Genomic DNA, 26,371 nt, shown 5'->3' with positions numbered 1-26,371 from the left:
TTCAGCTACCCTCCCCGTTCGCCGACGCCCCGTGCCCGCCGCCGATCACGCGCTCGAACAACTCGTAGATCCGCCGGTATTCGTCGGTCCACGACGACGGCTCGACGAACCCGTGGTTCTCCACCGGGTACACCGCCATCTCCCAGTTTTCCTTCCCCAGCTCTATCAGACGCTGCGCGAGGCGTACGACGTCGGAGAAGTGGACGTTGGTGTCGTACATCCCGTGCGCGATGAGGAGGTGCCCCTCGAGTCCCTCGGCGAAATAGATGGGAGAGGACTGGCGGTACGCCTCCTCGTCCTCGTGCGGGAGGTTCAGGATGCGGCTCGTGTACCAGTGGTTGTAGTGCGCCCAGTCCGTTACGGAGCGGAGCGCGCCGCCGGCCTGGAAGGACTCCGGCGCGGTGAAGAGCGCCATGAGGGTGATGAAGCCGCCGTACGAGCCGCCGTAGATCCCCATGCGGTCGGGGTCGACGCCCTCCTCGGCCACGAGATAGGCGGCCCCGTCCACCTGATCGGAGAGGTCCCAGCCCCCCATGTGCCGGTAGATCGCCGTGCGCCAGTCGCGCCCGTAGCCGGCGGAGCCCCGGTAGTCGATGTCGAGCACCGTGTAGCCCTGCGCGGCGAGGAAGTGGTGGAACATGTACTCGCGGTAGTAGTTCGACCACCAGTTGTGGACGTTGTGCAGGTAGCCGGCGCCGTGCACGAAGATGACGCCGGCCCCGTTGGGCTCGACCCCGAAGTCGGAGGGCCGATAGATGCGTGCGGGCACCGGCGTTCCGTCGCGGGCCTCGAAGTGAATGATCTCGGGCTGGAGCCAGGGGAAGGCGAGCCACGTCTCCGTCGGGGAGGTCGTGACCTGCGTCATCCCGGCCCCCGGTTCGACATCCGCCAGGTAGAGTTCAGCGGGCCGGTTCGAGCCGGAGTGAAGCACGGCGAAGCGCCCCCCGTCCGGCGACGGCGTGACGGTGAACGAGCCCTCTCCCTCGAGGAGCTGCACGCGGTTCGAGCCGTCGAAATTCATGCGCCACGGGTGCTGGTCGAAGGGCGTGAGTTCGCTCGTCTGGAGGAGGAACGCATCCCACCCATTCGGGATCGTCGCGCCGAGGACCTCCCAGTCGCCGGCGGTCAGCGCCTGCTTGTTTCCGCCGTCTGCGTCGACCGCATAGAGGTGCGAGTAGCCGGTCTCCTCGCTCACGTACCAGGCACGGGGCGTCGACCCGCTCGCCTCGGCCGGGAGCCAGCCGATGCAGCCCGCGCCCTGGAAGCCGAAGCAGGGGCCGCCCACCCACGCCTCGTCCCAATGTGTATCGAGGAGCGTGAGTTCGCCGGAGGCCGCCTCGTAGGCGTAGAGGCGCCACGTCTTGTAGTCGTAGTCCACCGCGAACACGAGCCCGTGGGAGCCGGCGTCGTTCCAGCCCGCGAAGCTCGCCACCGCGAGACGGTCATCCGACTCGTCTTCCCCGGACTCCGCGTCGCCCTCGGTGCCGTCATCGCCGACGGGTGGGGCTTCGTCCGAGTCGGGATCGGAGCCGTCGCCGGTGAGATCGAGCCAGGTGGCCTCGCCCGTCTCGGCATGGACCACGGCGAGCCGGGACTCGCCCTGTTGGTCGCCGACCTTGGGGCGCATCTCGGTGTTCTCGGTGTATCCGGACTCCGTGACCCAAAGGGGGATGTCGGTGCGCCGACCCCCATCGTTGAAGCTGCCGCGGGTCGCGGTGACCGCGATCCACGTGCCGGTGGGGTCGGCGACGAACGACTGCGCGCGCTCGCCCTGCGCCAGATGCAGCGTCTCGCGCTGGCCGGCCTCCCTCAGCTCCCGCCGCTCCTCCGCGCGCTCTTCCCGGATCCCCTGGACGCGGATGTGCTCGAACAGTTCCCGCTGCTGCTCCTCGAGGAAGGCCCTGTGCCCTTCCGCCTCGGGGTCTTCGGGCTCTTCCGGCCCGCCCACGGCGGTGAGCTGACGGATCTCGCCGTCGTCGATGTCGAAGGCGAAGAGGTTGTTGTCGCGGCGGAAGAAGATGGAAGCGCCGTCACCGGAGAAGACGGGACCGGCCTCGAAGTCCTCCGTGTGCGTCAGCCTGCGGGTCGAGGCGGCGGCGCGGTCGATGAGATAGAGGTCTCCGTCGGAGGACGTGACGCGCCAGCGGCCATCGGGAGACACATCGCCCGACGCGAGAATGGGGCCCAGCCGGAGTTCTTCCTCGTCGTCGATCCGCTCGGGCGTGCCGCCGGTCGAGCGGACGCGGTACAGGGCGCGCTGCTCGTGCCACGCCTCACCGCCCGGGAGCCAGCGGAAGTAGATCCACTCACCGTCGTCGGACCAGCTCACGCCGACGGGCGCCTGTCCGACGTGCTCGGAGCCTCGCATGATCGATTCGAGCGTGAGCGCGAAGGCGTTGTCCCGCGCGGGGACCGGCTCGAAGCCGGCGAGACCCTGCGCGTGGAGCGGCGCCTGGAGCGCCGGTGCGGCCGCCAGCGCCACGGCGACCGTGGCGATCCACGAGGCGGCGGGCCACGAGGCGGCGTGGCGGATATTCGGGGAGAACTTCACGGGGTACCTCCTCCGTTCCTGGAGGGCAGATACTGTCCCGGGATCGGCAGATCCGGCCTTTCCGCGGCCCAGTAGATCGTGACGACGTACCAGCGGTCGCCGTCGTGCATGAGCTGAATCGAGTTGATGCCGCGGGCGAACGGTTCGGGGTCGTCCGCGTTGCGCTTCGAGTCGTAGGTGGAGAACGCGTGCACCACCGGACCGAAGCGCTCCTCGCTGCGGGCGATTTCACGCTCGAAAAAGCCGGTCTGTTCGAGGGAGGCGCCCGCCTGTTCGGCGTATTCTCCCGGACTCCATACTCTGTAGCCGTGCTCGCCCTCCGCGGACCGTCCCGTGGGGATGAGCCGGGCCTCGGGGATGAACAGGGAGCGGAAACGATCCCAGTCGCGCGCCTGCCCGGCCGGGCCCGAGATCACGTCGTAGAGCGCGGTCAGGATGCTGTCGACCGACTCCACGTCATCGGAGTCGGCTTCGGGCCAGCTCTCCGCCATGGCCACGTTCGGGCGGCCCTGGGCGAGCGAGGGGGCGGGCGTCGCGAGCGCCAGCGGGCCGGCGGCCAGCGCGCCAAGGAGGAAGAGGGTTCGCAGTCGTCGCATCGTTCAACTCCGGTTCCGGGGGAAGGCGTCCCCGAATGTAGCCCGGACCGGACGCAGGGTGCGACCCGGACACAGCATTGCAGAGCGAGACGGGTCGCCGAGACGGGAGACGGCGCTCGGTTGCATCGGACGCGGGCCCGTTCTACCGTTTTCGGCTCGCGTCGCCCGCGCCCGTAGCTCAATTGGATAGAGCGTCTGACTTCGGATCAGAAGGCTGGGGGTTCGAGTCCTCCCGGGCGCATGGTCCGTCGTCCTACGAGGCAGAATCCCGAGAACTTCAAGCCCTGACGAACCTCGCCGACATGAAGCCGAATCCGAACATACGCCGGGGCCAGACCGCGCCCCCTTCGCCGGCAGCCCAGTGCCCGATCGATCACCGGGCTGCCGAGCGCGCCGCGCGGGCGCTGCCGGGTCCGGTGCGCCGTGGCGTCTACCTGGGGATCGGAGCGCTCTGCGTGAGCGCGGGGATCATCGGGATCGTGCTGCCGCTGTGGCCCACGACGTGCTTCCTGCTCCTCGCCGCGTGGTGCTTCGCCCGCAGTTCTCCGCGCGCCGAGCGCTGGCTGTACGAGAACCGCCTCTTCGGTCGCTACCTCGCGGCCTACCGGGAGCGCGGCGTGATCTCCACCCGCGTACGGCGCGGCGCGACGATCTTCCTGTGGAGTACGATCCTCATCTCGGCCGTGTTCGCGGTGGGGCAGCTCTGGCTCGTGGCCCTTCTCCTGCTCGTCGCCGCGCTCGTCACGGCCCACCTCTACTCCCTCCCGGGCGAGAGTTAGACGCCGACCGCCCCGGTTGGGGTGAGGATCCGGCAGGTGGGGCCGACGGCCCGTGCAAGGCGCCGGTCGAGCGTCAGCATCGGGCAGGAAAGCGTCTCGGCGAGTGCGATGTACCAACCGTCGTAGATGGAAACGTTGTGGCGCAGTTCCCAGGAGCGATCGGCGAGCGGTTCGAAGGGGAACAGCTCGATCTCGAGCCTGAGCAGGTCGTGCCGGGCAAGGTTCGCCTCCGCGCTCTCCAGCCGCTCGGAGAGCTCCAACCGACGAAGAACGTTACTGGCCTCGGCGGTCACGATCTGCGGACCGGCCAACGCTCGGCCCTCACGAGCTGCTTCCGCGATGACGGCTTCGGACCAGGCGCCCTCCGTCCCGAGGTGGGCTACCGCCGCCACGAGGACGGATGCGTCGACGACGACCGTCACCTCCGGTCGGCGTCTCGCGCCTGCAGGATGCTCTCGGTACTCACGCGGTTGTCCGCCAACCGCTTGCGGGTGCGAACGTTCTCCATCCACTCGTGAACGGTGGGCTTCGTCACCAGCCGCTTGAGTTCGCCACGCAGATACTGTTGCACGGACTGGCCGCGGGAGGCCGCGCGGACCTTCAACCGGTCGCGCACTTCCTCGGAGACGCCTCGGATGGTGATCTGAACGCTCATGACAGCATCGTGACATCAGTAGCAGCGTTTTGCAAGCAGACACGTTCCTGCGGGAACGTCTGAGGGCTCGCGGAAGGATCTACGCGCCGAGGGCGGCGATCAGATCGGAGCGGGTGAGGATGCCGAGCGTGCCGTCTTCTCCGCGCACGAGCACGGCAGGCTGCTCTCCGCGAAGCTGGCGCGCGAAGGCGTGGACGGGGCTGGAGGCGCGGACCACCGGAAAGGGCGGACCCATGAGATCCCGCACGAGCCGCGCACGCGCGTCCGGGTCGCCCATGAGGGAGCGCAGGATGTCGCGCTCGGTGAGGCTGCCGACGACCTCCTCCCCCTCCATCACCGGCACCTGCGAGATGCCGTGTTCCCGCATCGCCGTAATCGCGTCGTCGAGCGACATGTCGGCCGGGGCGGAGACGAGCGCCTTCCCGGTCGAACGGCGCCTGGCGAGCGCCCCCGCGGTGAGCGTCTCGGCCTCGTCGAGGAAGCCGTGCTCCTGCATCCAGACGTCGTTGTATACCTTCCCGAGCGCACGATAGCCGCCGTCGGGCATGACCACGACGAGCACCGAATCGTCATCGACCGCGTCGCGGTTCGCCTCCATCCACTGGAGGGCGCCGGCCATCGCCATCCCGCACGAGCCGCCGAGGAACATCCCCTCCTCGCGCGCGAGCCGCCGGGTCATGACCATCGACGCCTTGTCCGTGACGCGCACGTAGTCGTCGACGATGTCGAAGTTCATGTTGCCGGCGAGGATGTCCTCGCCCACCCCCTCGGTCACGTAGGGGTAGATCTCGTCCTCGTCGAACTCCCCGGTGTGGAAGTACTTCCAGTAGACGGAGCCGAATGGGTCCACGCCGATGATCCGCACGTCGGGGTTCCGCTCCTTGAGGTAGGCGGCGGAGCCCGAGATCGTGCCGCCGGTGCCGGAGCCCACGAAGAGGTGCGTGATCCGGCCCTCCGTCCCCTCCCACAATTCCGGACCCGTCGTCCGCACGTGGGCGCGCGCGTTGGCGGGGTTGTCGTACTGGTTCATGTAGAAGGAGTTGGGGATCTCCTTCGCCAGCCGGCGTGACACCTGGTAGTAGGAGCGGGGGTCTTCCGGGTCGACCGCCGTGGGGCAGACGATGACCTCGGCCCCCAGCGCCCGCAGGATCGCGATCTTCTCCGGGCTCTGCTTGTCCGTGGTCGCGAAGACGCAGCGGTAGCCGCGGGCGATGGCGGCGAGCGCGAGTCCGACGCCGGTGTTCCCGCTCGTGCCCTCGACGATCGTGCCGCCGGGCCGGATCTCGCCCCGCTCTTCGGCTTCCTCGAGCATCGAGATCCCGATGCGGTCCTTCACGGAGCCACCGGGGTTGAAGTACTCGAGCTTGGCGAGGACGGTACCGGGGAGGTGGGCGGCGAGGCGGTTCACGCGCACCAGCGGCGTGCCGCCGATCGTGCCCAGGATGTCCTCGTGCCACATGAAGATCCGCCTCTCTTGTGCCGGGCCCGTTTGCCGGGCTACCCGGCCAGGTTGAACAGCCGGCTGTACTTGACGACGAGTTGACGCTGCTTCGGCCCCGCCATGATGCCCGTGCGTTCGAGCGAGCCGGTGTGATTCGTGTCGTTCCACACGATATACAACCCGGTGCCGGCCGTATCGAGCCACGCGAACCGGACGTTGGATCCGACATCCTTCGTATCGTCGTTGTACTGGACGTTGGCCTGCAGGTACACGCGGGGCGTGAACGAGTACGACGCGTTGAACCGTACGACCGCCGTCTTGAAGCTGCCCTCGTCGAGACGGACGTCGAAGTAGTTCGCGATCAAACTCGCGCTCAGTTTGTCGCCGTAGCGGTAGGCGAGCGTCGCGTTGGGGCCGAAGCGGGTCCCGCTGTAGAAGCCCCCGAGCTCCCATCCGCCCGAGAGCGAGAGCGGGGCGCCGCGGTTGGTGTTCGCCCTGAACTCCCAGTCGATGTTGTTGTACGTGCCGGCCGGGATGACGATGTCCTCGCGGATCGCGAACGGTTCCTCGAGGCCCTCGCCGGTGAAGTTGAAGCCGGGGAGCTGGAAGAACGCGCCGTTCTCGAAGGCGAAGTGGTTGTCGATGTGCACGAGATACGACTCGTTGAAGCCGCCCAGCGTCCACCAGCTGTTCCCGGAGATGTGGGGCCGGAATTCCCGGAACCAGGGTACGCCCTCCGTGCGCAGGTGGCGGAGAAAGCGCCAGTTGACCTGGCGGTAGCCGCGCCGGTTGACGAAGCCGACCTCGGGGTTGAAGGCGTCGCCGATCTGACGGTATCCGGTCGTGACCTGCCAGTCGCGCGTCACGTACCGCATGCCGCCGGCGAAGCCGTACTCGCCGCCGTTGAAGCCCGACCCCGGCGCATCCTCCCCGGCGGAGACCGGCGTCGTGGTGAGGCTCGCCCAGCCGTCGAAGGTCAGCGCCTCCCCGATGCCGAGCCGGCCGTCGATGCCGTACGTGAGGTTGCGGTCATCCGCATCGGCCGTGTTGAGCCGCGATACGAAGATGCCTCCGAGCTGTGATCTGTTGCCGAACTCCCGGTACGCTCGCAGCACGCCGAAGTTGTTGGCCGGCGCAATCTGCTCGCTCACGCCGGCCTCGTCGTCGAAGTGGAAGGCCTCGTCGGTCTGGATATTGAGCATGCCGACCTGGAAGTCGCCGATCTTGCCCGTCATCCGTCCGCCGGCCTGGATCGGCACCTCCCGTCCGCTCTGGAGCCCGATGCGGCGGCTGAAGAAGAGTTCGGCCGAACGGCTCGCGCCGACGGCGAAGGTTCCCGCGTTCTCGAGGAAGAAGGCGCGCTTCTCGGGGAAGAAGAGGCTGAAGCGCGTGAGGTTCACCTGCTGGTCATCCACCTCGGCCTGCGCGAAATCGGTGTTCACGGTGAGATCGAGCGTGAGGCTCTGATTGAGGCCGATCTTGGCATCGCCCCCGATCTGCCGGCTGAAAGCCACCTCCGGTGACGGGACGCCGTAGTCCTTGAAGCCGTCCGCGAGCGCGTACGGGCTCACCGTGATCGTTCGCCTCGCGGGGGCCTCGAGGGTGAGGGTTCCGCCGAGCGAGATCCGGTACACATCGAACTGCCTCGGCAGGGGCGCCCACATCGACTGTTCGCTGTTGCGGCGGATCCGGCGCTCGAGATTGAGGCCCCAGTCCTGGGCTCCCCCGGCCCCGTAGCGGAGCGTCGAGAAGGGGATTCTCATCTCGGCGTACCAGCCGCGCTCGTCCCGGCTCGTGGCGACCTCCCACGAGGCGTCCCAGTTCAGGTTGAAGCCGCCGGCCGAACCGCGCTGCTGGCGGCCGCCCCCCCGGCCGCCGCCCACCCCCTCGCCGGTGACCTGGCCATCGTACTCGATCCCCGCCGGCGTGGTGCCGAAGACGAAGGCGTTCTGCCGGTCCAGGTAGGTGTCGAGCACGACGACGAAGGCGTCGGAGTCGTTTAGGGAGGCGTCTCGCAGCGTCTGGCCCGTGACGATGCCGGAAGGGTCTTCATCCAGGAGCCATGCGCCGATGAACAGGGCCGCGTCGTCGTAGCCGACCCGGACCTCCGTCGACTGCGACACCGGCTGGCCCTCGGTGGGCTCGCGCTGGGTGAAGCCATCGAGCGGCTGGAGGCTGGACCAGGCGTCGTCGTCGAGCCGGCCGTCGATGACGGGAGGCGCCTCGATCTCGGACGCACGTGCCCGGGGCGCCTGCTGGGCGTGCAGGACGCCGGGGGCCGCGAGCACGGCAATGGCGGCGATGCCACGAATCGTGCGCATGCGGTCTCTACCCCTCCGAAGTGACGGTCCGCCGCGAAGATGCGGTTCTCGCGCGGATGGCGGCGATCGCGGACGGGCCGACGCGGCAGCAGCCGCCGATGCCGTCGGCTCCCGCCGCCAGCCACTCGGCCGCGCTCCGCGCCCAGTCCACGGGGTTCGCCGCGCCGGTCCAGCGCTTCGCCTCGGCGTCCCAGACTTCCCCCGAGTTGGGGTAGACGAGGATCGGCTTCCCGGTCGCGCGGCGCGCCGCCCCGATGAGAGACACGGTGAGGCCCGGATCCGTGCAATTGACGCCCACCGCGACGACGTGAGGCTCCGCGTCGCACAGGGCGACCGCGGTCTCGAGCGGCGTGCCATCGGCGAGGTGGGCACGGTCGCGGCACTGGAAGCTGATCCAGGTCGGGCGGTGGGAGACGGCGGCCAGCCGGCAGTAGGCGCGGGCCTCCTCCACGGAGGGGGTAGTCTCGCAGGCGAGGAGGTCGGCCGCGGTCTCGGCCAGCACTTGCCAGCGGGGCGCGTGGAAGTCGTAGAGGTCGGCTGCGGAGAGCCCGTAGTCGCCCCGGTACTCGGATCCGTCGGCAAGGAAGGCGCCGTACGGGCCGATGCTTGCGGCCACGAGTGGGCGGAGCCGGCCGGCCGATATCGAGAGATCGGACATGAAGTCGTCGCGCGCCGAAACGGCGATCTCGACAGCATGCTCGAGCAGGCGCGTGGTGTCCGCCTCTTCGAGTCCCCGCGCCCGGAAGCCCTCGAAGGTCGCCTGGTACGTCGCCGTGGCAATGCAGTCGGCCCCCGCCTCCAGATAGCGGCGGTGCGCGGTGCGGACCGCGTCGGGGGCATCGAGGAGCGCCTGCGCCGACCAGAGTTCGTCGCTCAGATCGCAGCCCGATGACTCGAGTTCCGTAGCCAGGCCGCCGTCGAGGACCAGAAACCCCTGCTGCTCGAGGAACGTGCGGACGGGGTCCGTCAAAGCTGGTCCCGGCGCAGCAGGATGGAGAAGCCCTCGAACACGAACTCGACTCCGCCCGGGATCGGGTTGCCGACGGCGATGCCCTCGAACATGGCGTCCAGAGCGTCGGCAAGTTCGAGGAGCCGGGACGGCTGCGCGACCGGCGTGTTGTGCGCCGTGAACAGGGTCGTCAACTCGGGGGCGAGGTCGGCCAGCCGGGTCATCGACGTCCGATACGCCTCCAGATCCGTCTCGGGCGCGAAAAGCCAGATCGGGCCCTCGTAGAATGAATCCCCCGTCCACAGGAAGCCGGCCCCGCGGTCGAGCAGCGCGATCGCGTCGGGCGTGTGGCCGGGCACGGCGACGATTTCGAGCGTCCGCGCCCCGAGATCGATCGTGTCGCCGTCGCCGACGAAGGCGTCGATTTCGAAGGCGGGCGTGTGGTAGCTGTCCTCGGTGACCCCCGCGGGGAGGGGTCGGCAGAGCGCGCTCTCGTGCACCTCGCCGCGAACCTCGGCGTTCGGGCGGCCGAGGGCCCGCACGCGGGTGAACTGCGTGTCCATGGCGAGGACGCGCTCAAACTCCGCGTTGCCCCCGACGTGGTCCATGTGGGTGTGTGAGTTGAGCACGGTGACCGGGAGGTCGGTGAGTTCGGCGACCACGGCCCGGATGGAACCGATCCCCATCCCCGTGTCGAACAGGAGCGCGCCATCGTCGCCGAGGATCAGGTAGGAGATGACCTCCTGGAACTGGAACGGCTCATGGATCGCGTACACCCGCGGGGCGACGCGATAGGCCTGGAACCAGTCGTTCCCGACCTCCACGCGATCCAGGTCGCTGTACTGCCACCGCGGCACGTCCGCGCAAAACGTCGCCGTCGCAGCGCGCGACTCGGGCGCCACATCGGGGTCCGGCGCACAGGCCATGGCGCCCCAGGCAAGGGTGGCGGCAACCAGCGGAGCGCCGCGAAAGGCCCTACTCCGTGGTGATGACACGCCCCACCGTCCGCTGGAGGAGCCGGTTGAACGCGGCCACGTCGCCGGTGAGGAGGGCCTCGAACCGCACCTGCACCTCATCGATCTGGTCGCTCAGGATCCGCGCCACCTCCGCCTGCTGGTCCGTGGGGGGGAAGTCGGCAGTCCCCACCGTGCCCTGAAGATAGGACAGACGCCCGGCGATCATCGACGGCCACCGCGCCCCGTCCGGCCCGGTGTTCTTCAACTGGACAAGTTCGCCCTCCACCTCGATGAGCGCCTCGTCGAGCGCCTCTCCCGCCGCAAGCACATCCTCGGCGTCTCCCGCCTCCTCAAGCACGGGGCGCAGGTCATGGATCTGTCGCCGCAGCAGTTCCATCCGGTTGACGAGACCGGCCACCCGGTTGCGGTCGGCGATGATCTCGTCCAGCAACTCCCTCTGCGCCAGGATGTCCTCCAAGCTGCCGGCCGAGTCGGGATCCCGGAGCACGGTCAGCGGCTGCCGTCCGACTGCTTCTCCGTCCACGACCAGCACGACGGTGTAGGTGCCGGGGGGGTCCCGCGGCCCGGCACTCCCCGGTCCGCCGCTCGCGCGGGCGACCTCCGGCAGGGGGAACCACTCCGCGTGGAGCGGCTTCGTCCTGAAGAGGATCGGATCCGGACCCGGCCCCCGGAAGTCCCACCACACCCGGTTGAAGCCTTCGCTGTTCGAGCCGTTGAGCGTGGCCCGCGTCTCGGCGGCGGCGTTCTCGATCCGAATCCGGACCTCGCGCCCGTCCCCGCCGGCGAGCCAGTAGTTGATCGACGCCCCGTTGGGCGGGTTCTCGCCCGCGGACGGATCGGCGAACATGATCATGGGCTCGGCGGTTGGGTTGAAGCGGTAGGCGTCCCGGGGCTGGAACAGGTGCGCGTCCGAGGCCGCGATCTCCGGCGTGAGCTGCTGGATGGGACTCAGGTCGTCGAGGATCCAGTAGCCGCGCCCGTAGGTCCCGGCCACGAGGTCGTTGAAGTGCTCCTGGACGACGAGCCCGTAGTAGGGCGTCGGGGGCAGGTTCGGCATGAAGCGCTGCCAGCTCTCCCCGTCGTCGAAGCTGAGATAGAGACTCGACTCCGTACCCAGGTAGAGGAGCCCCGGCCGCACCGGGTCCTCGAGCAGATAGCGCGTGTAGTCGACCGGATGGTTGTCGATTCCGCTCGTGATCCGGGTCCATGTCTCCCCGAAGTCATCGGTCCGGTAGGCGCGCGCCTCGAAGTCGCCCACCTGGTGGTGTTCGATCGTGATGTAGGCCTTGGCCACGTCGTAGCGGGAGGCGTCTATGCTCCGCACGACGCCATCCGGCGGCAGATCCGGAATGTTCGCGGTGACGTTCGTCCACGTCGCGCCGTCGTCGCGGCTCACGTGGACGAGTCCATCGTTCGTGCCTGCCCAGAACACCCCCTGCCGGAGGGGCGACTCGTCGAATGCGTAGATCACGCAGCAATACTCGACGCCGATGTTGTCGGGCGTGAGGCCGCCCGAGATCGTCATCTTCGAACGGTCGTTCGTCGACAGGTCCGGGCTGATGACCTCCCAGCTCTGCCCCCGGTTGCGCGTGCGGTGCACGTGCTGGCTCGTGACGTAGATCGTCTCGCTGTCGTGCGGCGAGATGAGGAGGGGGAAGGTCCACTGGAAGCGGTAGCGCAGCGCCTCGGCAGGGTAGCCACCGGTGGATTCGGGCCAGACCTCCACGTGGCGGGACTGGCCGCGCGACAACTCGTGCCGGGTGACGATCCCGCCGCGCGCGCCGGACCCGGACGCGGTGGACCAGATCACGTCGGGATTGGTCGGGTCGGGAGTGGCAAAGCCGCTCTCGCCCCCGCCCACGCTGATCCAGTCGCCACGCGGGATGATCCCGGTCGTCCAGAATCCCTCGTAGCGCGTGTTCGACGGCCCGTGGACGGAGGGTCCGTCCTGCAGGTTCCCCATCACGTTGTAGGGGATCGCGTTGTCCACGGTCACATGGTAGGACTGCGCGACCGGCAGCTGGACGCGGAACCAGGACGCCATTCGGTTTTCGGTGATGTGCACGCCCATGTCGCCGCCGATGATGGACCGGTTCGGGTCCTCGGGATCGATCCAGATGTCGTGATGGTCGTAGCCGGGAGAGGACGGCTGGCGGCCGTACGGGCCGCGCAGGAAGTGATACAGGGTGTAGTTCTCGCCGCCGTCGCGGCTCACGGCGAAGCTTGAGGAGAGGAAGTAGACTTCGTCCGGATCGTCGGCTGCGACGCCGCAGCGGGTGTAGTACGCCTGCCGGGTCGCGAGGTCGTGACTGTGGTTCACCAGCCGCCACGTCCGGCCGCCGTCATCGCTGCGCCACAGCTCGCCCGTGTCGGTCTCGTAGCCCTCCATCGGTACGCCATCGCTCGTCTCGATGAGAGCGTAGACGCGGTCGGAATCCGAGGCGGACATGCAGACGGCAATCTTGCCGAGCGTGCCCGTCGGAAGCCCGTTCCCCTCGAGTTCGGTCCACGTGTCGCCGCCGTCCATCGTCAGGTGGAGCCCGCTCCCCGGCCCCCCGCTGTCGCGCTTCCACGTCTTGAGATCGAGGTCCCACATGGTCGCGAAGATCTTCCGCGGGTTCGCGGGATCGATGACCATGTCGTAGGCGCCCGTCCCGCGGTCGACGAAGAGGATCTTCTCCCACGAGGAGCCGCCATCGGTGGTCCGGTACACGCCCCGCTCGTCGGACTCCGCGTAGGCGTGGCCGAGGGCGGCGACGTAGACGACGTCCGCGTCGCGGGGGTGGATGAGGATGCGGCCCACGCGGCCGGTGCCCTCCAGCCCCATGTGGGTCCAGCTCTCCCCGCCATCGGTCGACTTCCACACGCCGTTTCCGATCGAGACGTTCGAGCGGATCGACGTCTCGCCCGTCCCGGCCCACACGACCGCGTGGTCGCTCGGAGCGACGGCGAGGGCGCCTATCGAGTGCACCGGCTGGTCGTCGAACACGGGCCGCCAGTGCAGACCGGCGTCATCCGTCTTCCAGATGCCCCCAGTTGCCGCGCCGGCGAAATAGGTGGACGGGTCGCCGGAGACGCCCGCCACCGAGGCGACGCGGAAGCCGACGGGTCCGATGTGGCGCGCCCTCAGGCCGTCGTAGTGCCGGGGCGCGAGCTGTTGCGCCCCCAGCGGCCCGGCGGTCGGAGCCGCGGCGGAGAACACCACCGCCGCCAGCACCGCCGCCAGCACCGCCGCCGGCGTGGTACGCCTACTCCGTGGTGATGACACGCCCCACTCGCGCCTGGAGCATCCGGTTGAACTCGGCGAGTTCGTCGGCGAGGACGGCCTGCAGCCGGACCTCCACCTCGTCGATCTGGTCGCTCAGGAGCTGCGCCACCTCGGCGTGCTGGTCCGTGGGCGGGAAGTCCGCCGTGCCCACCGTGCGCTGCAGGTAGGACAGGCGGCCGCCGATCATCGAGGGCCAGCGCACGCCGTCGGGCCCGGTGTTCTTCAGTTGCACGAGTTCGCCCTCCACCTCGATGAGCAACTCGTCGAGCGCCTCGCCCGCCTCCAGCACGTCCTCCGCGTCCCCCGCCTCCTCGAGCACGGGGCGCAGGTCGTAAATCTGGCGCCGCAGGAGTTCGATCTGGTTGACGGCGTCCGCGAGCCGGTTCCGGTCCTCGACGATGTCGTCGAGCAGCGCCTTCTGCGCGAGGATGTCGGCCATCGACCCTTCGGCGTTCGGGTCCCGGAGGACGGTCAGCTGCTCGGACCCCGCGTCTTCGCCATCCACGACGAGCGTGACCGTATACGTACCGGGGGGCTGGCGCGGCCCGCCGCCGCCGCCGAAGAAGCCGCCGCCGACCTGCCGCGAGACCTCGGGCATGGGCATCCAGTCCGCGAACTGCGGCTTCGTGCGGTAGAGGATCGGATTCGCGTCCGGCCCCCGGAAGTTCCACCACACACGGTTGAAGCCGTCGTGGCTCGATCCGTCGAGCGTGGCCAGCGTCTCGCCGTCCCCATTCTCGACCCGGACCTTCACCTCGCGCCCCTCGCCGTCGCCGAGCCAGTAGTTGATCGACGCCCCGTTGGGCGGGTTCTCGCCCACCGACCAGTCCTCGTACATCACCTGGGGTTCGGAGATGTCGTTGAAGCGGTAGGCGTCGCGCGGCGCGAACAGGTGCGCGTCGGAGGCCGCGATCTCCGGCGTGAGCTGCTGCACCGCGCTCAGGTCGTCGAGGATCCAGTAGCCGCGCCCGTACGTCCCGGCCACGAAGTCGTTGAAGTGCTCCTGGATGATGAGGCCGTAGTACGGCGTCGGCGGGAGGTTCGGCATGAACAGCTGCCAGCTTTCCCCGTCATCGTAGCTGATGTAGACGTTCGTCTCGGTTCCGAGATAGAGGAGCCCCGGCCGGACCGCGTCCTCGAGCAGGTAGCGCGTGTAGTCGACCGGGTAGTTGTCGACCCCGTTCGTGATCTGCGTCCACGTCTCCCCGAAGTCGTCCGTCTTGTAGGCGCGCGCGTCGAAGTCGCCGACCTGATGGTGCTCGATCGTGATGTAGGCCTTGGCCACGTCGAAGCGGGAGGCGTCGATGCTCCGCACGATGCCGTCGGGAGGCAGGTTCGGGATGTTCTCCGTGACGTTCGTCCACGTCGCGCCGTCGTCGCGGCTCACCTGCACGAGGCCGTCGTTCGTGCCGGCCCAGAACACGCCCTGCTGGATGGGCGACTCGTCGAAGGCGTAGATCACGCAGCAGAACTCGACCCCGATGTTGTCGGGTGTGAGCCCGCCGGAGATCGTCATCTTCGAGCGGTCGTTCGTCGACAGGTCGGGGCTGATGACCTCCCAGCTCTGGCCCCGGTTGCGGGTGCGGTGCACGTGCTGGCTCGTGACGTAGATCGTCTCGCTGTCGTGCGGCGAGATGAGCAGCGGGAAGGTCCACTGGAAGCGGTAGCGGATCTCCTCCGCGGGATACCCCATCGTGGACTCCGGCCATACTTCGACGTCGCGGAACTGGCCGCGCTCCCGGTCGTGGCGCACGACGATGCCGCCGACCGCGCCGGCCCCGGAGGCGCTCGACCACACGATGTTGGGATCCGTGGGATCGGGCGTCGCGAAGCCGCTCTCGCCGCCGCCGACGGTTCTCCAGTCGCCGCGGGGGATCAGGCCGCGCGCCCAGAAGCCGGTGTAGCGCGTGTTCGATGGCCCGTGGTAGGAGGGCCCGTCCTGCCGGTTCCCCATCACGTTGTACGGGATCTCGTTGTCCACGGTGACGTGGTACATCTGCGCGATCGGCAGCTGCATGCGGGACCAGGACTTCATGCGGTTCTCGGTAATCCCCACCCCGCTGTCGCCGCCGATGAAGACGCGGTCCGCGTTCGTGGGATCGACCCAGATGTCGTGCAGGTCCCACCCCGGGGCGGCCGGGTCACCGCCCGGAGGGCCGCCGCCGAGGAAGTTGAACATCTCGTACGTCGCGCCCCCGTCCCGGCTCACGCTGAAGCTGGACGAGAGGAAATACAGCTCGTCGCGGTCATCGGAGGAGACGCCGCAGCGGGTGTAGTAGGCCTGCCGGGAGGCGAGGTTGTGGCTGTAGTTCACGAGCCGCCACGTGCGGCCGCCGTCGTCGCTGCTCCACAGCTCGCCCGTGTCGGCCTCGTAGCCCTCCATCGGCACGCCATCGCTCGTCTCGATGAGGGCGTACACCCGGTCGGAGTCCGAGTGGGACATGCAGACGGCAATCTTGCCGAGCGTTCCGGTCGGAAGCCCGTTCCCCTCGAGTTCGGTCCACGTGTCGCCGCCGTCCATCGTGAGGTGGAGCCCGCTCCCCGGCCCGCCGCTGTCACGCTTCCACGTCTTGAGATCGATGTCCCACATGGTGGCGAAGATTTTCCGCGGGTTCGCCGGGTCCATGACCATGTCGTAGGCGCCCGTCCCGCTGTCCACGAAGAGGATCTTCTCCCACGAAGATCCGCCATCGGTGGTCCGGTACACGCCCCGCTCGTCGGACTCCGCGTAGGCGTGGCCCAGCGCCGCGACGTAGACGACGTCCGCGTCGTGGGGGTGGATGAGGATGCGGCCCACGCGGCCGGTGCCCTCGAGCCCCATGTGGGTCCAGCTCTCCCCGCCATCGGTCGACTTCCACACGCCGTTTCCGATCGAGACGTTCGAGCGGATCGATGTCTCGCCCGTCCCCGCCCACACGACCGCGTGGTCGCTCGGGGCCACGGCGAGGGCGCCGATCGAGTGCACGGGCTGGTCGTCGAACACGGGCCGCCAGTGCAGACCGGCGTCATCCGTCTTCCAGATGCCGCCGGTCGCGGCGCCGGCAAAGTACGTGTCGCGGTCGCCGGGGACGCCGGCCACCGAGGAGACGCGGTTGCCCACGGGTCCGATGTGGCGCGCCCGCAGCCCCTCGTACTGCTCGGGCGTGAGTTGCTGCGCTCCCAGCGGCGCGGCGGCCGCGAGGGCGAGGGCGAGACTGATGGAGAAACGGCGAAGGTTGGACATGGCTCTCTGCCTCGTGAAACGGGTCGTTTGAGCGAGGAAACGTGCGACCCCGGACGAATACGGGCCAGAGCCCGGGGGGCCGCGGACGGACCGACGATCCGAGCTCGCCACCCGCCTCCTGCTCGTCAGTTGTAGGCCGGGAGGCCGGTCGCGTCGTGTCCCAGGATGAGGGAGTGAATGTCGTGCGTGCCCTCGTAGGTGTAGACGGACTCGAGGTTCGCCATGTGCCGCATGGAGGCGTACTCGGCGAGGATCCCGTTCGCACCGAGCAGGCGCCGCGACTCGCGCGCACACTCGCACGCCACGTTCACATTGTTCCGCTTTGCGAGCGAGACGTGCTGCGGCCGCATCGTGCCCTCGTCCTTCATCCGGCCGAGCCGCAGGCAGAGGAGCTGTGCCTTCGTGATCTCGGTGAGCATGTCGGCGATCCGGACCTGCTGGATCTGGGTCTGCGCGATCGGCGTTCCGTCGAACTGTATGCGGTTCTTCGCGTATTCGACCGACTCCCGGTAGCAGCCCATGGCTGCACCCACGGCGCCCCACGAGATCCCGTAGCGGGCCTGTGTCAGGCACTTGAGCGGACTCTTGAGCCCGCCGGTGCCCGGGAGGAGGTTCTCGCGCGGGATCCTCACGTCCTGGAGGACGAGTTCGGAGGTGTCGGAGGCGAGGAGAGAGAGCTTCCCCTTCTGGTCGCTGGCCGAGAATCCGTCGCGTCCGGTCTCGACGATGAAGCCGCGGATCGAGCCCACATCCTCGAGGTCTCCGGTCTTGGCCCAGATCACGGCCACGTCGGCCATCGACCCGTTCGTGATCCACATCTTGGCGCCGTTGAGCACCCACTCATCCCCGTCCTCGACCGCCCGCGTGATCATCCCCCCGGGGTTCGAACCGAAGTCGGGCTCGGTGAGGCCGAAGCAGCCGATGGATTCGCCGGTCGCCAGCCGGGGCAGCCACTGACGCCGCTGGTCCTCCGACCCGAAAGCGAAGATCGGATACATGACGAGCGCGCTCTGCACCGACACGAAGGAGCGCACACCCGAGTCCGCCCGCTCCAGCTCCTGCATGATGAGGCCGTAGGCCACGTTGTTGAGACCCGCGCAGCCGTATTCCTCGGGGAGGTTCGCCCCGAAGAAACCCAGCTCTCCCATCTGCGGGATGAGTTCCCGCGGGAACGTGCGTTCGATGTAGTGGTGGCCGATGATGGGCAGGACTTCCTGATCCACCCACTCGCGCACCAGATCCCGAATGGCGATCTCCTCCGCGTCGAGGAGCGCATCGAGATTGAAGTAGTCGACACCCTCGAAACTCATTCGTGCATTTCTCCGGATTCTGGGCAGCCCGTGGCTGCGGGATGGTTGGCGGCGGACGTATCCGCGCGGAAACAGTGGACGCCGAGCACGATGCCGGCGACGACGAGGAAGACGCCCCCGGCGACGCCAGGCCAGCCGTACACGTGCGCGTTGACGATCAGCACGATCCCGACCATGGTCGCCAGGGCCGCGGCCGGCAGCCCCGCGAAGGTCCGGACCGCCGTCCCGGTCCCGGGGCGGGCCGCCGGGCCCTCGTCCCCTAACGGCCGCGACGCCATCGGCCGTACCCCTTTACGACCTCGCGGCCGATGCGGAAGCCGAGATAGTACGCAGCCACCAGCGGCAGCGCCCAGGCGTACGCGGGAAGGAAATCGAGTCCCGGCGACCGCCCGAGCCAGATCGCCACCCATACCGCGAACGGCAGGGTGATGAGCGCCGCAATCACGTGTCGCCACCAGCGCATCCTCTGTTGCATGCGCGGCCCGCATTCCTCGCACCAGTCGTCCTCGTCGAGTCGGTCCCGCGGGAACAGTTCGCCGCAGGCGCCGCAAATCACGCCCTTGAAGCGGATTTCCTCCGTGCCCTCGCGCCTCTTGCCGGTCATCTACGCCCCTCCGTCCAGCCGTGCGATGAGGGCGTCGGCGAACTCCGCGGTGCCCGCCGTGCCGCCCATGTCCGGGGTATGGGCGGCGCCCTCCTGGAGCGTCCGGTGCAGCGCGGCCCGGATGCGCGCGGCGATCTCGGGCTCGTCCAGGTGGTCGAGCAGGAGACAGCCGGCGAGCAGGAGGGAGGTGGGGTTCGCGATCCCCTGCCCCGCGATGTCCGGCGCCGATCCGTGCACCGCCTCGAAGATCGCCGCCTTCTCGCCAAGGTTGGCGCCCGGAGCAAAGCCGAGCCCGCCGATGAGTCCGGCGACCTGATCGGAGAGGATGTCGCCGAACATGTTCTCCGTCACGATGACGTCGAAGCGGTACGGATCCAGTGCGAGTTGCATCGCCGTGGCGTCCACGATCTTGTCGTCGAATTCCACCCTGCCCTCGTATTCGGCCGCCACGTTGCGCCCGACTTCGAGGAAGAGGCCCTGCGTGTACTTGAGGATATTCGCCTTGTGGACGAGGGTCACGAGACGCCGGCCGTGCGCGAGGGCGTACTCGAACGCGAAGCGGACGATGCGGCGCGATCCGTAGCGCGTGATCAGCATGACGGACTCGGCGACGGCGCGGGGGTCGTTCTCCATCCCGATGAAGTGCTCGATCCCGGCGTAGAGGCCCTCCGTGTTCTCGCGCACGATCACGAGGTCCACGTCCGGATAGCGGGCGGCCGGGAGGAGGGTGACCGCGGGACGGACGTTCGCGTAGAGATCGAAGTGCTTGCGGAGCGCGACGTTCACCGACCGGAAACCCGAGCCGATGGGAGTGGTGAGCGGCCCCTTGAGCGCGACGCCGGTCGCCTCGATCGATTCGAGGGTCGCCTGCGGGAGCGGCTCTCCGACGGTCTCCATGGCGGTCACGCCGCCGAGGCACTCGCGCCAGCGGACGGGCGCGCCGGCCGCCTCCAGGATCGCGACGGTGGCTTCGGAGATCTCCGGACCTATGCCGTCGCCCGGAATCAGCGTCACATCGTGTAGTGTCTTCATCGTCACGAAGGTGCGAATCGATCGGCCAGGCGCAACGCGAGCGTGGTGAGCGCAAAGGAAGAGGCGGCCTCCGCGTTCGCCCCCTCGATGGCGCCGTGCCAGAGGACGGCGCTGCGCCGGACGTCGATCACGGCGAGTTGGAGCACGGCCCGGCTCTCCCGGTACGAGACGGAGAGGGGCAGGAGAACGAGGCAGGCGCCGAAGAGGGCGGCCACCTGGCGGAGCTGCGTGTGCAGCGGTTCGTAAAGCTGCGCCCCGGGATCCGGAGCGGACAGCAGGCCCTGGTACGCGAGCCGACCCGGGTCGACGCCGACCGTCGGGTTGCGGGCGAGACGGGCCGCGACGGCGGGCGCGAGCGCCCAGCCGGAGGCCCCCGCTTCCTCCCCGAACGCGAACTCGATCTCGGCGTTGAGGAGGTCGATCGTGTGCTGCGCGCTCTCCATCCCCCCGACCCACGTCCCTCCGGGCTCCGGCACGGCCGACTGCACGGGGAGGACGACGACCGGCACGCCCGCGGGCACCGCCGGAAGGTCGCCGGCCGGAGACTGCTGCGCCGCCAGCGCCCCGGCGGTGAGCAGGGCCAGCGCGCCCGAGGACACAGCCCGCCGTCTCATGCGCGCGCTGCCTCGACGCGCGCGATCTCGGCTTCGATCTCCTCCTCCGACAGCGTGTGGTCGCATTCCTTGGCGAGCCCGAACAGGGCGTCGCAGAGGGCCTCGTCATCCGCATCGTACCCGTGCTGGCTCAGCCAGAAGCGGACATTGCTGAGGCCCGATACCGGCGAAATCTCGATGATCTGCTTCCGTCCCACGATCGAGGCCGGGACGCCGCTGTAGACGCGGTCCTCCAACCAGCCGTCGCCCTTCTGCATGGCCTTGATGATCGCGGCCGCGTGGACGCCGGTCCCCGTCCGGAAGGCGTCGTCCCCGATCACGGGATAGTTGTGGGGCACTTCGACTCCGCACATCTCCGCTGTGACGCGGCAGTACTCCGACAGCCGGTCGATCGGGTGATCGTGCGTCCCGAGCAGGCGGAGGTTCACGAGCAGCAGATCCATCTCGACGTTGCCGATCCGCTCGCCGATCCCGAGCGCGGTGGCATGCACCCGGTCGACACCTTCCTCGATCGCCGCCAGCGCATTCGCCAGCCCGAAGCCGCGGTCGCGGTGTCCGTGCCAGTCGATCTTCACGGATTCTCCCGTCCCGGCCACGATGTCCTTCGCAAAACGTACGAGTCGCCGCACCCCGTGGGGCGTCGCGTGACCGACCGTGTCCGCAAGGCAGATCCTCCGGGCCCCCGCTTCGACCGCGGCCGAGAAGAGCCGGGCGAGCGTCCTTGGCCGGGACCGGGTCGTGTCCTCCGTCACGTACATCACGTCGAGTCCCTCGCCGATGGCGAACCCGATGGCGTCGCGCGTCGAGTGGAGGATGCGGTCGACATCCCAGTCCTCGGCGTATTGGCGAATCGGTGAGCTTCCGATGAACGTGGCGACCTCCATGCTCAGGCCGGTCGCCTGCTGGACGCGCGCCACGGGCTCGATGTCGGCCCGGACCGTGCGGGCGGCGGCGGTGGCCGTGATCGGGAGTCCGCCCTCGCTGATCTCGCGAGCCAGCGCGAGACACGCCTCGTACGCTCGGGAGCCGGCGCCGGGCAGGCCGATGTCGGCGGAGTGAATGCCGAGGGCCACCATGAGGTGTAGGAGTTCGATCTTCTTCTCGATGGGCGGGTCCTTGACGGACGGATTCTGGAGGCCGTCGCGGAGCGTCTCGTCGTTCAGTTCGACCCCTGACGCCGCGTAGTCGTGGCTCCCCGGCAGCGCGTTCCAGTCGTAGATGAGTTCGTCCTGGCTCACGCCTGCTCGCCTTCGACGACGCCGTCGTCTCCCACACTGACTTTCCCGCGTACGCCTCGAAGCTTCACGCGGTCCCCGACCAGGGAATGTACGAGATCGCAGTCTTCGATGACGCTGCCCGCACCGACGATCGTATGTCGGAGGCGCGAACCCCGGACACGGCTCCCGGAGGCGATGCTCACGTTGGGGCCTACGGCGGAGGCTTCGACGATCGCGTCGCCGGCAACCGCGATGGCGCCCTCGACGGTGACCGAAGCCGGGAGGTCGGGATCCCCTCCGTGTCCGCGCTCGAGCATGACCCGGTTCGTCTCCAGCAGCGTCTCGGGCTTGCCGCAGTCAAACCAGCCGCCCACTTCCGCCGTATGGAGACGTGCGCCACGGTCGATCATGTACTGGAACGCGTCCGTGAGGAAATACTCCCCCAAGTGGGGGTCCCGGTCCATCACATGCCGAATCCCCTCGAACATCAATTCATGATCCTTCACGTAATAGACGCCGATGTTCGCAAGCTTCGATACCGGCTCCGACGGCTTCTCGATGATCCGCTTCATGTAACCGGCTTCATCAGTGAGGATGACGCCGTAGCGCTGGTAATCCTCGACCTCCTTGGCCCAGAGGATGCCGGACGCGTCGGCGTGGCTGTGCAGCACGCTGAAGTCGGCATCGAAGAGCGTGTCCACGAACACGATGAGGACGGGCCCCCTCACGTAGGGTTCCGCCAGTCCGATGGCGTCGGCCGTCCCCCGCTGGGTGGCCTGCTCCACGTAGGTGACGGGAAGGCCGGGAAACTCGTCGGCCATCCAGGCCCGAATCCGGTCCGCGAGGTGCCCGGTGATGCAGATGAACTCGTCGACGCCCTCGGCCCGAAGCTGCTCGATAACGTAGGAAAGGACAGGCCGATTGGCCACGCGCAGCAAGGGTTTGGGACGGGTGTGGGTGTGGGGACGGACCCTTGTACCCATTCCCGCCAACGGTATTATGGCCTGCATGTTGAACCGTCAGAGTTTCGGGAGAGTGGTGCTGCGGCCTTCGGAGGCCGGGAGCCCGGGCCAACCGGGCCCCGCGGATCGCCAAGCTATCCGTCGGCGGCGGACGTGGGCAACCGGGGAACGAGGACTCCCCGGATGACCGAAGGGCCTCCCGAGGGCGGGCACGGCGGCGGGCTCTCCCACTGGTTTCACGAGCATTCGGCGGACACGCGCGAGCCGGGAGGACCCGAGCCGCGCCTGTACGAAATTGCCTTCTCCCGGGTCTGGGACCAACTGCTCAAGTACGTGGCGCGGTGCTGGTGGTGGACGCTCGCCCACCGTGACGAGGATCTCGGGCTTATCTCCGTGCGGTGCGTGGTCCCGCTCCTGCGCTGGGCCGACGACCTCACGATCTGGGTTGCCCTGGACTCGAACGGGCTCACGCGGGTCGAGGTGTTCTCTCGCGCACGCCGCAGGGATTACGATCTCGGCATGAACCGGCGACGGATCCAGCGCCTGCTGAAGTCGCTCGACCGCGCGTTCGGGCCGCGCGCCAGGGTGCTTCCTCCGCTCGTCGACGGCGGCGGGGAGAGACCGGGGGAGGCGTGATTCAGGGCCTCGCGGCCAGAGCGGCCTGTCCCCGCCTGCTCTTCTGTATGCTCGCCGCCCTCTCCGCGTGCGCGGGAGCTCCCCCGGGCGAAACGTCGGAGACTGGCGGAGAAATCGGTGGCGAGGCTCTCGCGGTTGCCGTTGATGCGCGCTATCTGACGCACCTTCTCTTCGCGGCCGACGACGGGACGGCGTTCGTCGCCTCGTTCGATCAGACGGCCGAGGGCGAGGATCTGCGCCTCGACTACGACGTCCGCCTCGCGGAGGGAGACAGCTGGCGGCCGCTCATGAGGGCGCAGGACACCCTCTCCGTGGCGCGGGCGGCGTGGCGCCTCCTGCCTGCGCGCGGGATGGCGGTACGCGTCGGCGACGCCGGCCAGGTCGTGAGCCTCCTGTTCAGCGAGCCGGCGGACCGCGACCCCGCGGGCGAGAACCCCGCGGGCGGGGCCGCGGACACGGTTCGTCTCGTGGCGGGCGAAGAAGTGTCGGTTTGGACGGGGCCCACGGGACAACGTGAGTCGCTGGGGATCGCGGCGCTCCAGACCGGGGATCGCGTCGTGCCCGGCATCCTCTTCTTTCGCCGCGCCGCCCGGGCGCTGAACATTCCCGTCGCGGTGACGGACGGACAGACGTTTGTGTTCGCCGACTCACTCGGGAATGGCCTCGTGGTCCATGCCGGCGCCATCGGTCAGCCGGCCGTTTCGCACACCTGGCTGCACGGTGTCGAGGAGGCTTGGGGCGACGTGACGCTCGAACCACCGGATCCGGGTGGCACCTTCGGCCCGGCCTGGCGTTTCGAGATCCCCGGTACGACGGTGCGCGGAAGCTTCAGGCCGCTGATGAGCGAGGACCCCGCCGACGGGACCCTCATCCGCATGGAGGCCACGCTCTATGTAGGCGTGGAAGAACTCCACTTCAACGGGTTTTCCGCCACGCTGCCCTCTCCCTGATGGAATTCGACTGGCTGCGCGCGCTCGTCACGGTGGCTTTCGGCGCCCTGGCGGGCGGGATCACGAACCGGATCGCCGTCTGGATGATCTTCCATCCCTACCGGCCGCCGAAGTTTCTGGGACGGCCCGTGCGGTGGCTGCAGGGTGCGGTGCCGAAGAACCAGAAGCGGTTGGCCGACTCGGTCGGCGGGGTCGTGGGCGGCGCCCTCCTCACGCCGGAGGACATCACGTCCGAGCTGCGGCAACTCGAGTCGGCCTTTCGGGAAAGGCTGCGCGAACTCGCCAGCGAACTGACCGAAGGCGAGCAACCCGCGCTGGCGGATCTCCTCCCCGAATCCGCGCTCGTCGAGGTTCGGGAACTCCTCACCCGGATTCTCGGGCAGGGGCGGGAGTTCCTGGCAGGGACGCTGGATTCGCCCGACTTCAAGGAAGAAGCCGGGGACCTCCTCGAATCCATCCGGGAGTCGCTGAGCGACGCTTCGCTGGCCGGGACGCTGGAGCCGGAACGGGTCGCGGCCATCCGCGAGACGATCGACGGCTGGCTCGCGCGGCTCGTCGACTCGTCCGCCTTCGAAGAGACCGTTCGCCGCCACCTGGATGAGGCCGCGCGGCAACTTCTGAGGCCGCACCGGACGTTCGAACAACTGATTCCGGCGGGGCTCGTGGCTGCGCTTGAGCACGCGATCAGGGACTATCTCCCGGTCGCGATGGAGCGCTTGAGCCGGCTTCTCGACGACCCGGACGCGCGAGCGCGGATCGAGCATGTGCTCGGGGAACTGTTCGATCGCTTCATGCAGGACCTTCGCTTCCACCAGCGCGTCGTCGCTCGCCTCATCGTGACGGAAGAGACGGTCACGCAGGCGCTCGACGCGCTGCGGGAGGAAGGCGCCGACCGCCTCGGTGGCGTGCTGCGCGAACCGGAGGTACAGACGGCGATCGCGCGCAACGTCAACGATGGCGTCGTCGAGTTCCTCCGGCATCCTCCCTCGGAAGTGATCGGCGGCGCCGGCGATCCGCAGGTCGAGAGCGCGCTCGATGCGATGGCGGAGTGGCTCGTGAAGGCGGCTCGGGATCCGGGCTCGCGCGCCTTCCTGCTCGACCGGGTCGAGGGACTGCTCGAGCGCTTCGGAGAGCGGAGCTGGGCGGACGTGCTGCGCGCCGTGCCGGCCGACCGTGTGGCGGCGTCGCTTGCGGCGGGTTTCCGGTCGGACGCGGGACGCGTCCTCTTCGACTCGATCGCCGAGCCGATGGCGGACCGGCTTCTTCACACGCCGATCGGACGCCTGGGGCGTTTCCTGCGCGAGGACGCCGCCGTCCGGCTCTCGGATACGCTGGCCGCGCCCGCGTGGGACTGGATCGTGAAGCGGGTGCCGGAGGTGGCGGAGCGGATCCGGATCGCCGACCGTATCTCGACCAAGATCGAGAACTTCTCCATCGAACGGATCGAACACCTTGTTCGCGATATCAGCCAGCGTGAGTTCGACCTCATCGTGCGACTCGGATACCTGCTGGGCGCCGGCATCGGCACGGGCCTCGTGATTCTCGACTCACTCCCGGTGCTGGAGTTCCTCAGGGGTCTGATCGGATGAGGCCGGCGCGCCTCTCGGCGGTGAGCCGGGTCGTATGGGGCTTCGGCCTGACGGTGGTCGCCTGCGCCCCGCCCGACACGGCGATCGACCGCACGGAGGGCACGGGGGAATTGCGCGGGCTCGCGCTCGAACAGCCGTTCGAGGTGCCGGAGTTCACCCTCACCGATTCCCGGGGGCGTCCCTACGACTTCCGGGCGGAGACCGCTGGGTCGCTCACGCTGCTCTTCTTCGGCTACACGCACTGCCCCGACATCTGTCCGGTGCAGATGGCGGTGCTCGGAGCCGCGCTCGGCGATCTTTCCTACGCGGAACGGCGCGAAATCGAGGTCATCTTCGTGACGACGGATCCCGCGCGCGACACGCCCGAGCGGCTGCGGAGCTGGCTGGACCTGTTCGACGCGTCCTTCGTCGGCCTCGGCGGCGAGCTGGAGATGGTGAACGAGATCCAGGCCGGTTTCCGCCTCCCGCCGGCCCGGATCGAGGCGACGTCGCCCCCGCCGGACGCGGGACAGCCCTATTTCGTGGGACACGCGACGCCGATCGTCGCGATCACCGGCGACGGCGTGGCGCGCGCGCTGTACCCGAGCGGCGTCCGCCAGACCGACTGGCGCCACGACCTCCCCATGCTGCTGCAACTCCACCGCTCCGTTTCGGGGCCGGCGGGCGAGGCGGGCACGGACGGCGGCTGAGGGCCCGC

The 26,371-nt window shown here is 68.8% G+C and carries 22 protein-coding genes and 1 tRNA gene; 6 read left to right on the top strand and 17 right to left on the bottom strand.

The window, feature by feature from the left end:
- Position 1 precedes the first annotated feature (1 nt).
- On the bottom strand, positions 2–2,551 hold the full coding sequence (locus tag ACOOGH_RS00655; protein WP_420447083.1) for a prolyl oligopeptidase family serine peptidase: 2,550 nt from the start codon (positions 2,549–2,551) through the stop codon (positions 2–4).
- Positions 2,548–3,147 carry a hypothetical protein gene (locus ACOOGH_RS00650; RefSeq protein ID WP_420447082.1) on the bottom strand — a complete coding sequence of 200 codons (600 nt, stop codon included), beginning with the start codon at positions 3,145–3,147 and terminating at the stop codon, positions 2,548–2,550. Before ACOOGH_RS00650 ends, ACOOGH_RS00655 begins: the two co-directional genes overlap by 4 nt.
- A 167-nt stretch (positions 3,148–3,314) precedes the next feature.
- On the opposite strand from ACOOGH_RS00650, the gene ACOOGH_RS00645 reads away from it, so the two are divergent.
- Together ACOOGH_RS00645 and ACOOGH_RS00640 are read left to right on the top strand one after the other, a co-directional pair.
- Positions 3,315–3,388 (top strand) — tRNA-Arg (locus tag ACOOGH_RS00645).
- A gap of 61 nt (positions 3,389–3,449) precedes the next feature.
- Positions 3,450–3,926: a YbaN family protein gene (locus ACOOGH_RS00640; protein ID WP_420447081.1), complete on the top strand. Its 477-nt coding sequence runs from the start codon at positions 3,450–3,452 to the stop codon at positions 3,924–3,926.
- Here the strand turns inward: ACOOGH_RS00640 and ACOOGH_RS00635 are convergent.
- From ACOOGH_RS00635 to ACOOGH_RS00565, 15 genes are all read right to left on the bottom strand, one after another.
- Positions 3,923–4,348: a type II toxin-antitoxin system VapC family toxin gene (locus ACOOGH_RS00635; RefSeq protein ID WP_420447080.1), complete on the bottom strand. Its 426-nt coding sequence runs from the start codon at positions 4,346–4,348 to the stop codon at positions 3,923–3,925. The genes ACOOGH_RS00640 and ACOOGH_RS00635 overlap by 4 nt on opposite strands.
- Complete coding sequence (locus ACOOGH_RS00630) at positions 4,345–4,581, bottom strand: FitA-like ribbon-helix-helix domain-containing protein (RefSeq protein ID WP_420447079.1); 237 nt, start codon at positions 4,579–4,581, stop codon at positions 4,345–4,347. Before ACOOGH_RS00630 ends, ACOOGH_RS00635 begins: the two co-directional genes overlap by 4 nt.
- Positions 4,582–4,660: 79 nt before the next feature.
- Positions 4,661–6,040 carry a pyridoxal-phosphate dependent enzyme gene (locus tag ACOOGH_RS00625; protein ID WP_420447078.1) on the bottom strand — a complete coding sequence of 460 codons (1,380 nt, stop codon included), beginning with the start codon at positions 6,038–6,040 and terminating at the stop codon, positions 4,661–4,663.
- A gap of 38 nt (positions 6,041–6,078) precedes the next feature.
- The gene (locus ACOOGH_RS00620; protein WP_420447077.1) at positions 6,079–8,343 is read right to left on the bottom strand and encodes a DUF5916 domain-containing protein; all 2,265 of its coding nucleotides are present in this window, start codon (positions 8,341–8,343) and stop codon (positions 6,079–6,081) included.
- Between the two features lie 7 nt (positions 8,344–8,350).
- On the bottom strand, positions 8,351–9,313 hold the full coding sequence (gene mmuM / locus ACOOGH_RS00615) for a homocysteine S-methyltransferase (protein WP_420447076.1): 963 nt from the start codon (positions 9,311–9,313) through the stop codon (positions 8,351–8,353).
- Complete coding sequence (locus ACOOGH_RS00610) at positions 9,310–10,287, bottom strand: MBL fold metallo-hydrolase (RefSeq protein WP_420447075.1); 978 nt, start codon at positions 10,285–10,287, stop codon at positions 9,310–9,312. The genes mmuM and ACOOGH_RS00610 overlap by 4 nt, the downstream gene beginning before the upstream one ends.
- Positions 10,268–13,537: a VPS10 domain-containing protein gene (locus ACOOGH_RS00605; RefSeq protein WP_420447074.1), complete on the bottom strand. Its 3,270-nt coding sequence runs from the start codon at positions 13,535–13,537 to the stop codon at positions 10,268–10,270. The genes ACOOGH_RS00610 and ACOOGH_RS00605 overlap by 20 nt, the downstream gene beginning before the upstream one ends.
- Entirely contained in the window at positions 13,518–16,760 is a 3,243-nt protein-coding gene (locus tag ACOOGH_RS00600; RefSeq protein ID WP_420447073.1) for a VPS10 domain-containing protein, read from the bottom strand. Before ACOOGH_RS00600 ends, ACOOGH_RS00605 begins: the two co-directional genes overlap by 20 nt.
- A gap of 125 nt (positions 16,761–16,885) precedes the next feature.
- Positions 16,886–18,070: an acyl-CoA dehydrogenase family protein gene (locus tag ACOOGH_RS00595; RefSeq protein ID WP_420447072.1), complete on the bottom strand. Its 1,185-nt coding sequence runs from the start codon at positions 18,068–18,070 to the stop codon at positions 16,886–16,888.
- The gene (locus ACOOGH_RS00590) at positions 18,067–18,348 is read right to left on the bottom strand and encodes a hypothetical protein (protein ID WP_420447071.1); all 282 of its coding nucleotides are present in this window, start codon (positions 18,346–18,348) and stop codon (positions 18,067–18,069) included. The genes ACOOGH_RS00595 and ACOOGH_RS00590 overlap by 4 nt, the downstream gene beginning before the upstream one ends.
- Complete coding sequence (locus tag ACOOGH_RS00585; RefSeq protein ID WP_420447070.1) at positions 18,330–18,674, bottom strand: hypothetical protein; 345 nt, start codon at positions 18,672–18,674, stop codon at positions 18,330–18,332. The genes ACOOGH_RS00590 and ACOOGH_RS00585 overlap by 19 nt, the downstream gene beginning before the upstream one ends.
- A complete protein-coding gene (locus ACOOGH_RS00580; protein ID WP_420447069.1) occupies positions 18,675–19,706 on the bottom strand; it encodes an isocitrate/isopropylmalate dehydrogenase family protein in 1,032 nt (343 codons plus the stop codon).
- Between the two features lie 2 nt (positions 19,707–19,708).
- Positions 19,709–20,320, bottom strand: a complete 612-nt coding sequence (locus tag ACOOGH_RS00575) for a hypothetical protein (RefSeq protein ID WP_420447068.1) — start codon at positions 20,318–20,320, stop codon at positions 19,709–19,711.
- Positions 20,317–21,558: a LeuA family protein gene (locus ACOOGH_RS00570; protein ID WP_420447067.1), complete on the bottom strand. Its 1,242-nt coding sequence runs from the start codon at positions 21,556–21,558 to the stop codon at positions 20,317–20,319. The genes ACOOGH_RS00575 and ACOOGH_RS00570 overlap by 4 nt, the downstream gene beginning before the upstream one ends.
- Positions 21,555–22,547 (bottom strand): sugar phosphate nucleotidyltransferase, encoded by a 993-nt coding sequence (locus ACOOGH_RS00565; protein WP_420447066.1) that lies wholly within the window; start codon positions 22,545–22,547, stop codon positions 21,555–21,557. The genes ACOOGH_RS00570 and ACOOGH_RS00565 overlap by 4 nt, the downstream gene beginning before the upstream one ends.
- Positions 22,548–22,682: 135 nt before the next feature.
- Here ACOOGH_RS00565 and ACOOGH_RS00560 point away from each other — a divergent pair, with 135 nt between their 5' ends.
- Genes ACOOGH_RS00560 through ACOOGH_RS00545 form a run of 4 tightly spaced genes read left to right on the top strand, consistent with a single transcriptional unit; the run spans position 22,683 to position 26,363 of the window.
- Positions 22,683–23,135 carry a DUF1499 domain-containing protein gene (locus ACOOGH_RS00560; RefSeq protein WP_420447065.1) on the top strand — a complete coding sequence of 151 codons (453 nt, stop codon included), beginning with the start codon at positions 22,683–22,685 and terminating at the stop codon, positions 23,133–23,135.
- Positions 23,132–24,085, top strand: coding sequence for a hypothetical protein (locus tag ACOOGH_RS00555; protein ID WP_420447064.1), 954 nt, complete (start codon positions 23,132–23,134; stop codon positions 24,083–24,085). Before ACOOGH_RS00560 ends, ACOOGH_RS00555 begins: the two co-directional genes overlap by 4 nt.
- Entirely contained in the window at positions 24,085–25,674 is a 1,590-nt protein-coding gene (locus ACOOGH_RS00550; protein WP_420447063.1) for a DUF445 domain-containing protein, read from the top strand. The genes ACOOGH_RS00555 and ACOOGH_RS00550 overlap by 1 nt, the downstream gene beginning before the upstream one ends.
- Positions 25,671–26,363 carry an SCO family protein gene (locus tag ACOOGH_RS00545; RefSeq protein ID WP_420447062.1) on the top strand — a complete coding sequence of 231 codons (693 nt, stop codon included), beginning with the start codon at positions 25,671–25,673 and terminating at the stop codon, positions 26,361–26,363. Before ACOOGH_RS00550 ends, ACOOGH_RS00545 begins: the two co-directional genes overlap by 4 nt.
- Positions 26,364–26,371: the final 8 nt, after the last annotated feature.

Origin of the sequence: Candidatus Palauibacter sp., assembly GCF_965213655.1 — a bacterium.
Classification (GTDB): Bacteria; Gemmatimonadota; Gemmatimonadetes; order Palauibacterales; family Palauibacteraceae; genus Palauibacter.
This window is presented reverse-complemented; position numbering and strand designations above follow the sequence as displayed.